The 10279-nt window shown below is 64.9% G+C and carries 8 protein-coding genes; all 8 read right to left on the bottom strand.

All coding sequences use genetic code 11. The annotated features are described in order from the left end of the window. Window positions 1-457: 457 nt before the first annotated feature. The gene (locus CCD76_RS18195; RefSeq protein ID WP_087720947.1) at window positions 458-2056 is read right to left on the bottom strand and encodes an isocitrate lyase; all 1599 of its coding nucleotides are present in this window, start codon (window positions 2054-2056) and stop codon (window positions 458-460) included. Window positions 2057-2504: 448 nt separating this feature from the next. Further along, the gene (locus CCD76_RS18190; RefSeq protein WP_087720946.1) at window positions 2505-3854 is read right to left on the bottom strand and encodes an adenosylmethionine--8-amino-7-oxononanoate transaminase; all 1350 of its coding nucleotides are present in this window, start codon (window positions 3852-3854) and stop codon (window positions 2505-2507) included. Window positions 3855-3921: 67 nt separating this feature from the next. Further along, on the bottom strand, window positions 3922-4611 hold the full coding sequence (gene bioD, locus CCD76_RS18185; RefSeq protein WP_087720945.1) for a dethiobiotin synthase: 690 nt from the start codon (window positions 4609-4611) through the stop codon (window positions 3922-3924). Beyond that, window positions 4608-5474, bottom strand: coding sequence for a methyltransferase domain-containing protein (locus tag CCD76_RS18180; RefSeq protein ID WP_087720944.1), 867 nt, complete (start codon window positions 5472-5474; stop codon window positions 4608-4610). The genes bioD and CCD76_RS18180 overlap by 4 nt, the downstream gene beginning before the upstream one ends. Beyond that, window positions 5471-6229 carry an alpha/beta fold hydrolase gene (locus CCD76_RS18175; RefSeq protein ID WP_087720943.1) on the bottom strand — a complete coding sequence of 253 codons (759 nt, stop codon included), beginning with the start codon at window positions 6227-6229 and terminating at the stop codon, window positions 5471-5473. Before CCD76_RS18175 ends, CCD76_RS18180 begins: the two co-directional genes overlap by 4 nt. Further along, window positions 6226-7536, bottom strand: a complete 1311-nt coding sequence (bioF, locus tag CCD76_RS18170; RefSeq protein WP_373419436.1) for an 8-amino-7-oxononanoate synthase — start codon at window positions 7534-7536, stop codon at window positions 6226-6228. The genes CCD76_RS18175 and bioF overlap by 4 nt, the downstream gene beginning before the upstream one ends. Window positions 7537-7556: 20 nt before the next feature. After that, window positions 7557-8642: a biotin synthase BioB gene (gene bioB / locus CCD76_RS18165; RefSeq protein WP_087720948.1), complete on the bottom strand. Its 1086-nt coding sequence runs from the start codon at window positions 8640-8642 to the stop codon at window positions 7557-7559. Between the two features lie 178 nt (window positions 8643-8820). Next, window positions 8821-10206: an arylsulfotransferase family protein gene (locus CCD76_RS18160; RefSeq protein ID WP_218777075.1), complete on the bottom strand. Its 1386-nt coding sequence runs from the start codon at window positions 10204-10206 to the stop codon at window positions 8821-8823. Window positions 10207-10279 lie beyond the last annotated feature (73 nt).

Here is a 10279-nt window from a genome sequence, read left to right as displayed (position 1 = left end):
GGGCCGGCCTCATGAATAAGCCGGGTTGACGGAAATGACGACGCTCTGGCAAGCGCGCGGCTGCCGACCATCGGCAACATACCATCCCCTGACGACGCCCTGGCTGACTTCATCCACGAAACCTGGCATGCACGCTCCTTGGCCGCGTAGCGACGCGAAGGCCTTGTTGTCGTTCAGCGCCGCTCCCTGATCCTGCCGTCGTTCGAACGCCGCTATTCACGAGCGACCGTTCGAAGGCGATACGCTGGTCAAAACGATACGCTGGCCAAAACGATGGTACGACAACCGCCCCGCTGGCTTCGTAACGTGTTACTGCGGAAGGAAAACGACTCGGCAACATTTCGAAGGCGAGGAAGCCTCTCATGAGCGGGTCATGCCTTGAACGAGAAGCGGGCCACGCCTCTACCGAGGAATGGCCCGCCCTGGTTCTCGAGTTCCGCTCGATCGCCGATAGCGCTCAACCAAACTGATTCATGGTGTTGAGCCCGCCGCCGGCCTTGAGCGCGGCCGCGCCGGAGAAGTACTCCTTGTGGTCGTCGCCGATATTGGAGCCGGCCATGTCCTGGTGCTTGACCGTGGCCAGCCCGCGCCGAATTTCGCGGCGCTGCACGCCGGCAACGTAGGCCAGCATGCCGGCATCACCGAAGTAGCCCTCGGCGAGCTCGTCGGTGGAGAGCGCCGCCGTATGGTAAGTCGGCAGGGTGATCAGGTGGTGGAACACCCCGGCTTCGCGGGCGGCGTCGCGCTGGAATGTCTGGATCCGGCGGTCTGCTTCCTGCGCCAGTTCGGAGTCGTCGTACGCCGCGCTCATCAACTGGCCGCGTTCGATACCGGAGAGATCCCGCCCTTCCTCTATCCAGCGATCGTAGACCTGCTGGCGGAAGTTGAGCGTCCAGTTGAACGAGGGCGAGTTGTTGTAGACCAGCTTGGCATTCGGCACGACTTCGCGAATACGCTCGACCATGCCGGCAATCTGGCCGATGTGGGGCTTCTCGGTCTCGATCCACAGCAGATCCGCGCCATTCTGCAGGGCATTGATGCAGTCCAGCACGACCCGGTCCTCGCCGGTGTCCGGGCGGAAGCGGTAGAGACCGTTGGCGAGCCGTAGCGGCTTGCGCAGGTCGCCATCGAGCTTGATGAGGGTGTCGCCCTCGTTGATGTCCTTCACCGCGCAGATCGGCACGGTACAGAGGAAGCTGTTGTACCGGGAGGCGAGATCGCCCGGCTCCTTGCTGACCGGCAGCTTCTGCGTCAGACCGGCGCCCAGCGAATCAGTACGCGCGACGATCACCCCCTCGTCCACGCCGAGTTCCAGGAATGCGTGACGGACGGCGTTGATCTTCGCCACGAAATCCTCGTGAGGAACGGTGACCTTGCCATCCTGGTGACCGCACTGCTTGGCGTCCGATACCTGATTCTCCAGCTGGATACAGCAGGCGCCGGCCTCGATCATCTTCTTCGCCAGCAGGTAGGTGGCTTCTTCGTTGCCGAATCCGGCATCGATATCGGCAATGATCGGCACGATATGCGTCTCGAAGTTGTCGATCCTGTCGATCACGCCGCGTGTCATCACTTCGTTGCCCTGCTTTCTGGCGCTATCTAGTTCGCGAAACAGGGTCGTCAGCTCCCTGGCATCCGCCTGACGCAGAAAAGTGTAAAGCTCTTCGATCAGGGTCGGAACGGCGGTCTTTTCGTGCATCGACTGATCGGGAAGCGGGCCGAACTCGGAGCGCATGGCAGCGATCATCCAGCCGGAAAGGTACAGATACCGCCCCTGTGTCGTGCCGTGGTGCTTCTTGATCGAGATCAGCTTCTGCTGGCCGATGAAGCCATGCCAGCAGCCTAGCGACTGGGTGTAACGTGACGGATCCTCATCGTATGCCTGCATGTCGCGGCGCATGATGGATGCCGTGTAACGGGCGATATCGAGTCCGGTTCGGAAGCGATTCTGCGCTCGCATCCGGGCCACGTTCTCCGGATTGATATTGCCCCATCTGCCGTTCTGTTCCAGGCACAATCGGTTTATCGATTCGATATCGCGCTGATAAAGAGACATGACGATCTCCACAGGTCGGGATTGAGAAATGTCCGGAAGCCACGGTGTCTCGTGTTTCGATTTCACGGGCCAAAACGAGCGTTTTAACGCCATCGACGAGAAGACATGACCTCCTTGGCGAATCCACTATGTGAGAAATCGAGGCATGGCAACAATCAGCACTTAGCCGCCAGCACGGTAAGGCTTCTACCCGAAATCATGCTTTTCGACGCGTCCTGTAGTCATGTATGACGTATGACGGTAACGGTTCCAGCGCGCGTTAATCGTTCGCCGGAAAATCAGTCATCCTGCAGCGTAATCGACCGGACCACGAAAACACTTACCAATTCATCATCTTGAGAATGACGGAGTCTGGTACTGGCATCGATGCGAGGCTGGCCGGACACCGACTGGCAGCCCTTCCTCTATTCGACTTTCGTTGACAGGAAGATAGCGGAATTTCACATTTTTAATCGGCCGTTGCCTGCTCCAGCCCTTCCCGCGTCACCGTTGCGACCCGCTCCAGTTCTCCCGGGGTGATCACGTAAGGCGGCATCCAGTAGATCACGTTGCCCAGCGGCCGCAGCATCACCCCGCGCGAGAGTGCGTGCCGGTAGACGCGCAGGCCGCGACGCTCGCGGAAGTCGTAAGGCGTCAGGCTGGCCTTGTCGGCGACCATCTCGATCGCGAGCACCATGCCGGTCTGGCGCACGTCACCGACATGAGGGTGCGCTCGCAGCGGCTCGGCGAGACGCCCCATCAGCGCCGCCTTGTCGCGATTGGCGGCGATCACGTCGTCCTGCTCGAAGATATCCAGCGTTGCCAAGGCGGCGGCGCAGGCCAGCGGATTGCCTGTGTAGCTGTGGGAGTGCAGAAAGGCTCTCAGCGTCGAGTAGTCGTCGTAGAACGCGGCGTAGATCTCGTCGGTCGTCATCACCACCGACAGCGGCAGGTAGCCACCGGTCAGCGCCTTGGAGAGACACAGGAAATCCGGGCGCACGCCGGCCTGCTCGCTGGCGAACAGTGTCCCGGTGCGGCCGAATCCGACGGCGATCTCGTCGAAGATCAACTGGACGCCGTGACGATCGCAGGCCTCGCGCAGCCAGGTCAGGTATTCCGGCGGGTACATGCGCATGCCGCCGGCACACTGGATCAGCGGTTCGACGATGACCGCCGCCAGCTCGTGGGCATGACGCGCCAGCGCCGCTTCCATGTGCGCGAAGGCCCCCCTCGCCTGCTCGACCCACTGCTCTCGCGGCAGGCCGAAGCCGTCCGGTGCCGGCACCTTGATCACGTCCAGCAGCAACGAGCGGTAGGTGTCGGTATAGAGCGCCACGTCGCCGACCGATAGCGCGCCCAGCGTCTCGCCGTGGTAGCCGTTGGTGATGGTCAGGAAGCGCCGCTTTTCGGGGCGACCGACGTTGCGCCAGTAGTGGTAGCTCATCTTGAGCGCGATCTCGACGGCGGAGGAGCCGTTGTCGGCGTAGAAGCAGTGCCCCAGCCCGGCGGGCGCCAGCTGCCCCAGCCGTTCGGAGAGCTCGATCACCGGCTGGTGGGTGAACCCCGACAGAATCACGTGCTCGAGTTCATCGAGTTGCTGCTTGATGCGCGCGTTGATGCGCTCGTTGGCGTGGCCGAACACGTTGACCCACCAGGAACTGACGATATCGAGATAGCGCTGGCCTTCGAAATCCTCCAGCCACACGCCCTTGCCGCGGCGGATCGGTACGACGGGAAGCGTTTCGTGGTCCTTCATCTGGGTACACGGGTGCCACAGGCTGGCCAGGTCACGCTGCATCCATTGACTATTGCGGGTCATTCGACGGGTTCCCTTGGAGGGTGTTTATAACGGCTTTTGCAAAGGCCTTTACAACGGCTTTTGGCGTTTACAAAAGAGGATCGATATCCAGAAAGTCCGCCACGCGTTCGGCGGATGGCGACGGCAGCCAGGGCACGACGCCGAGGCATGGAACGCCGCCCTGCTCGCCCAGCCATCCGGCGAGGGTATCCAGGTTCTGCCGGCAACGTGGCAGATCGGGGTCGATGCCGTTGGCGACCCACCCCGCCACCGTCAGGCCGTCGCCACGAATCGCCTCCAGCGTCAGCCGGGCATGATTGATGGCGCCGAGCTGCACGCCGACCACCAGTACCACGGGCAGGGCGAGCGCGATCGCGAGGTCCGACAGCGACTCCCGCTCGTTGATCGGCACGCGCCAGCCGCCGGCCCCCTCGATCAGAGTGAGATCGGCATTCCGCGCCAGCAGGCTCCGCATGGGGCGCTCGAGTGATGCCAACGTCAGCGGGAGGCCCGCTTCGCCAGCGGCGATGTGCGGGGCGATGGCCGGCTCGAAGGCGAACGGGTTGATCGCATCGTAGGGCAGCGCCGGGTGGCACTGGGCCTGAATGGCCAGCGCATCGGCGTTGCGCAACTCGAGCGGCGTTCGCTCGCAGCCGGAGGCCACCGGCTTGCCGCCCGCCACGGTCAGTCCGCGGCGCCTGGCCGCGAGCATCAGCCCTGCGGTAATCACGGTCTTGCCGGCATCGGTGTCGGTGCCGGTCACGAAGCAGGCCGTCATCTCTCCTCCCTCTCACTACGCTGCAGCAATACCGTGGCGACGCGATAGCGGGTCGGAATGCCCTCGGCTTCCCGCCAGGTTTCCAGCCTCCGGCCCAGCTCGACGATCCGGCGTCGCCCCGCCAGCCCGCCATGTCCGGCAGCCGGGTCGGTCAGCGTGCTGGCGCCGATCCGCTTCAACGCCCGCAGCGCGTCGATCGGCGTGGCGTGATGTATCTTGCGCGTCGTCAGATCCAGCTCGTGCAACTGCCAGCCAGGTGCCTCGAGGATCTTCGCCAGGCGCGCTTCGGGCAGGAAGGCATTACCGTGGGGCTTGCCATCGAGGCGCTGTCCCGCCGCACGCAGCTCCGCCAGCGTTCCCTCGCACAGCGTGGTGAAGGCGAGCCAGCCGCCGGGGCGCAGCACGCGGCCGGCCTCGGCCAGGAATGCTTCCAGCGACTCGCACCACTGCACCGCCAGACTGGAAACCAGTAGGTCGGCGCTGTCGGTGGTCAACGGCAGCCGCTCCGCGCTGCCGACGAGCCACTGGATTGGCTGCGCGGCGTGGCGACGGCGCGCTGCCTGCAACATGCCGGGCGCGATATCCAGCCCGATCGCGAGCCCGGCGTGACGCCCGACCAGGCGGGAAATCAGATACCCCGTACCGCAACCGATATCGACGACGGTCCGCAAGCGCCCGAGCGCCGGCAGCCGCGCCAACAGACGGTCGGCCACCTCGCGCTGCAACTCGGCGCCGTCGTCGTAGGCGTGCGCGGCACGGGAAAAGCCGTCGGCGATCCTTCGCAGCCGGCACCGCGACGCCGGCGCCTCCGCGACCACGCCGGCTGGCGCGGCGTGCCGTTCGACGCGATCCAGGCCTTTCATGGCGCCGCCTCTTGTCGCGAGTCATCGGAAGAAAGCAGGAAGTCCGCCATGAGCGCGGCGGTCCGTTCGGCCTGCTCCAGCGGGAAGGCGTGGCCGGCATCCGCGATCGACGCCGTACGCCCGCCCCCGGGCAGCCGTTCGGCGATGGCCTGGCATGCCGCCGCCGGCACCAGGGCATCGCTATCGCCGAAGAGATGCAGTTGCGGGATCTTCAGCGTGCCCGGCACGTCGCGCAGATCCAGCGCGGATAACACTTCCAGCCCGGCCAGGGCGTGATCCAGCGGCGTCGACGCCAGCGCCGCCACCAGCTCGCGCCCCAGCCGGCGGGTATCCTGCCCGCCCTGCGCGCTCAACTGCGCGAATCGCCGAAGCGTACGCGTGGGGGAAGCCTGCAACCCGCGCTGAAAGTCCTTCAGGGCTGCCCCGCTCAACGCCGTCGGCCAGCCCGGGCGGGCAACGAAACTGGCGTTGGCCCCCAGCGTGATCAACCCTCGTGCGCGATGCCCGCGCCACTGCGCCAGCGACGTGGCGAGCATGCCGCCGAGTGACCAGCCGGCCAGCCAGGCATCCTGGGGCAGTTCATGATCGAGCGCCGCGACCCAGCTTTCGGGGCGGTGCGAGGTCAATTCGGGATAGGTCACGCATACGACCTGGTAACTCGATGGCAACAATCGACGCAAGGCTTGGGCCAAAGGCGCCAGCGGTGCGGGACCGAGCGCCCATCCCGGCAGCAACAGCAGTGTCTGCTCGTTCATGTCGACGCCTCCCTGGTCGACGTTCCCCCCGTCAATGTTTCCCTTGCCGACCGCAGACGACGGGCGGCATCGAACAGGACGCCGATCAACCGGTCGACCTCCTCGAGTGTATGAGCCGCCGAGAGCGTGAAGCGCAGTCGCGATGTGCCGGCCGGTACGGTGGGCGGGCGGATGGCGCTGCACCAGATTGCGGCGCGCTCGAGTGCCGCCGCCAGGGCGAGCGCCGCGGCTTCGTTGCCGCCCTGCCCGCCCTGCCCGCCGCTGCCCGGCACGCTCCAGCTCGGCCCGACGATCAGTGGCTGAATGGGCGTGATGGAAGGCGCCAGATGCAGATCCAGTTCGGCGAGGCCGGCCGCCTGGAGGCGGAAGCGTTCGATCAACGTGGAAAGATGAGCCCGCCGCTCAGGCTCGTCGCGGACGATATCCAGACTGGTCAGCGTGGCCCACGCCAGCGCCGGGGAGAGACTGGTGGTGTAGATGTAGGGGCGGGCGAACTGGATCAGCGCCTCGATCAAGGTCTCGCTGCCGGCGACGAACGCGCCCTGGGTGCCGAGCGCCTTGCCCAGCGTGCCGACGCTGGCGGCAATCCTGCCCGGCTCGAGACTCTGCGCCTGCCAGGTGCCGCCGCCATCCGTGCCCAGCACGCCGAGGCCGTGGGCATCGTCGACCATCAACCAGGCTCGATGGCGCTCGCATCTTGCCGCCAGGGCGGGCAGGTCAGCGACATCGCCGTCCATGCTGAAGACGCCATCGGTAACGACCAGAGTTCGCCGCGCAGTGGCGAGGGAAGACAGCCGCTCGCCGCAGTCGACGGCATCCCGATGGGCGAATCGCACCAGGCTGGCACCGGCCAGCCGGGTCGCGTCCAGCAGCGAGGCGTGATTGAGCCGGTCGTGGAGCGCGACATCCCCCCGCCCGAGCAGCGTCGAGATGACGCCGAGGTTGGCCTGGTAGCCGCTGGAGAACAGCAGCGCCCGAGGCTGCCCCGTCAGCGCGGCCAGTCGCGCTTCCAGAATTTCATGGGCCTCGCTGTGGCCGCAGACCAGGTGCGATGCCCCGCCGCCGGTGCCGAAACGCCGCGCGCCTTCGGCCAGCGCCTCCGCCAACCGAGGATCGCCGGCCAGCCCCAGATAGTCGTTGCTGCAGAACGTCAGGTAGCCCTGCCCTTGGCGCAGGAAATGCGGCCCTTTCCCGGCCGTCGTGTGTCTGCGGCGATAACGCTGGAGCGCGTGCTGACGTGCCAGGCGCGCCGCCAGCACGCACTCCAGCGAATCCTTCCGCGTATCGCCCTGCATAACGCTCTTCACAACGTACTCTGACGCTGCCGTCATACGCGGACCCGGGCCGTGGACGAGGCGGTAGCATCCGTGACCATCGCATCCAGCCGAGCCCTTGTCATGCGCTCCTGAATGGCCGCTTCGTGGGCGGCGTCATCGACGTCTTCGCGCTGCTCGGGGTGCAGGCCGAGGCGCTCGAAAAGCCGTTGATCACGGGTCGCCTGGGGGTTCTGCGCGGTCAGCAGGCGCTCGCCGTAGAAGATCGAGTTGGCCCCGGCGAAGAATGCCAGCGCCTGGGTTTCGTCGCTCATCAGCTCGCGCCCGGCGGCCAGGCGCACGTGGGAGCGCGGCATCAAAATGCGCGCCACGGCAATGGTGCGGATGAACTCGATCGGGTCGAGATCCTCGACATGCTCGAGCGGCGTGCCCTGGATCCGGATCAGCATGTTGATCGGCACGCTCTCGGGATGCTCCGGCAGGTTGGCCAATTGCTGCAGCAGCCCCGCCCGGTCGCCGACACTCTCGCCCATGCCGAGGATGCCGCCGCTGCAGATCTTCATGCCGGATTCGCGCACGTGGTCGAGCGTCTCCAGACGATCGGCGTAGGTGCGGGTGGTGATGATCTTGCCGTAGTACTCCGGCGAGGTATCCAGGTTGTGGTTGTAGTAATCGAGCCCGGCTTCCTTCAGCTGCTCGGCCTGCTCCCGGTTCAGCATACCCAGCGTCATGCAGGTTTCGAGCCCCATCGCCCGCACGCCGCGCACCATTTCCAGCACCAGCGGCATGTCTTTCGCGCTCGGGTGCTTCCACGCCGCGCCCATGCAGAAACGGCTGGCGCCCACCGCCCTGGCCTTGCGCGCCTCTTCCAGCACGGCTTCGAGCTGCAACAGCTTCTCGCGCTCCAACCCGGTGTTGTAGTGGCCGGATTGCGGACAGTACTTGCAGTCTTCCGGGCAGGCGCCGGTCTTGATCGAGAGCAGCGTGGAGATCTGTACCGCGTTGGGATCGAAATGCTGGCGATGCACGCCTTGCGCCTGGAACAGCAGATCGTTGAACGGGCGTTCCAGCAGCGCCTGGATCTCTTCGCGCTGCCAGTCATGACGCAGGGAGACATTCCCGGTTCGAGAGGAGGTCATTGTCATGCCAGTGGTCAACCTTTTCTATTAATAAAGTTGACTGAATGGTGCCACGACAACCTGTTAACTTCAAACAATCAGAAATGTTAACTAAAGCCGCCATGCCGATGACGACATGGCGGCGGGAACGTCTCAATCTTCCGGATTGCGAGACAGCGGGTGTTCAGAACGCCCCTGGCTAGGGGGCGGTCGTTCGAACCGGGGGAGCGCTTTCGCCGTCTTTGCCGCCTTCGATGCTGTCGGATGAATGGGATGGCTCGGATGAATCAGGCGAATCGGGCTGATCCGTGTCATCGAGATCAAGGGATTGCCTGAAACCGTCATCGAACTGGCCGGGGTCGAGCCGCTGCGACCATCCGATGATCGGAATCATGTCGCCATCAGGCCCGCCACGCGTCGGTACGAGATACTCCCAGGCAATTTCCCCCTCGCGTGTCACTTCGACCAGGCGGCCGCCATCCGATTCGCTGACCAAGGTGTTGCCGTTGTCCAGCCGGTGCTGGTCGCCGCGGATCTCGCTCTCCAGCGGATGCTCCGCGGTGCCGGCATATTGCCAGGTGATCTGCAGGTTACGCGGGTCGAATTCCAGAATTCGGGATTCGCCCTCCGGCGTGTGGTAATGGCCGCGATTGTCGAACATCACGATATCGCCGTTGGGCAGCACGTCCGGATCGTGCTGCCGAATCCACGGCCCCCGCGTCGCCCAGGTGACCTGGCCCGAGCGCGGGTCGAAGACCGCGATCGAGCTGGTCTCGCGGAAGGAGAGCAGCAGATCGCCCTCGTTACCGAACGGGAAGTTGCGGGCTTTGTCGGCCGTCAGGTAGTCGACGGCATTGGCGTGGATAGGATCGTTGAGCATGATGCCCGGCACGTTGTCCAGCAGCTCGCTGAACGGCGAGTCATTCAGGGCCGGCAACAACCGGGTGCGCTGGAGCTCCTCGCCCTCCGGCGACAGCACCACCAGCGAATCCTCGAGCCGCGGCGGTTCGAGGTAGTCCAGCCCTTCGATCTCGTCGTCGAAGATGCCATGGATCAGCGCGTATATCTTGCCGTCCGGCGCGACGGCAAACTGATGGTGAGCGCGGCCGGCATAGCGCCAGATCACGTTGGAGTCCTTGTCCAGCTTGACCAGCCCGTAGCCGTAAGGCGTGTCGCCGTTGCCTTCGTAGAGCGCGATCAGGTCGCCGTTGGGCTGCACCTGGGCGTTGCGGAAGTGAATGAACTCGTCGGGACGCGGATTGGGCACGCCCTCTCCGTCCGGCCACGCCTCGCTGTATGGCTTGCGCCATTCGTGAACCACCTTGCCGTTCATGTCGATGAGATAGGCGGCCGGCTCGGTGCCGGTGGTGTAGAGCGCCAACCCGTTGCGGGCGAGCCGGGGATCATACTGGGTGACGCCCTTGGCTTCGGTGCGCTGCGTGCGCCAGATATCGCCCTTGTAGACGTCGCTGTAATCGGTGGCCTGATGGTAGAGCGCCTGCCCGGCCTGATAGGCATGCTGTATCTGCGGCCCGGGGAAGATTTCGGTGACGACCGAAAAGGCGCCGATCACGAACACCAGCACCAGCGCGGCGAGTATCGACAGCGTCTTGAAGACCTTGTCGGTAACCCGGCTTATTCATGAGGCCGGCCCGAAA

Source organism: Salinicola salarius (assembly GCF_002179555.1).
GTDB classification, from domain to species: Bacteria; Pseudomonadota; Gammaproteobacteria; order Pseudomonadales; family Halomonadaceae; genus Salinicola; species Salinicola salarius_A.
The sequence above is the reverse complement of the archived record's forward strand: the minus strand, read 5'-3'. Positions and strand labels throughout refer to the sequence as shown.

What these genes read in the sequence shown, in the direction of transcription:
- CCD76_RS18195 (WP_087720947.1), bottom strand. Translation starts at nt 2,056, where the DNA reads ATGTCTCTTTATCAGCGCGATATCGAATCGATAAACCGATTGTGCCTG.
- CCD76_RS18190 (WP_087720946.1), bottom strand. Translation starts at nt 3,854, where the DNA reads ATGACCCGCAATAGTCAATGGATGCAGCGTGACCTGGCCAGCCTGTGG.
- bioD (WP_087720945.1), bottom strand. Translation starts at nt 4,611, where the DNA reads ATGACGGCCTGCTTCGTGACCGGCACCGACACCGATGCCGGCAAGACC.
- CCD76_RS18180 (WP_087720944.1), bottom strand. Translation starts at nt 5,474, where the DNA reads ATGAAAGGCCTGGATCGCGTCGAACGGCACGCCGCGCCAGCCGGCGTG.
- CCD76_RS18175 (WP_087720943.1), bottom strand. Translation starts at nt 6,229, where the DNA reads ATGAACGAGCAGACACTGCTGTTGCTGCCGGGATGGGCGCTCGGTCCC.
- bioB (WP_087720948.1), bottom strand. Translation starts at nt 8,642, where the DNA reads ATGACCTCCTCTCGAACCGGGAATGTCTCCCTGCGTCATGACTGGCAG.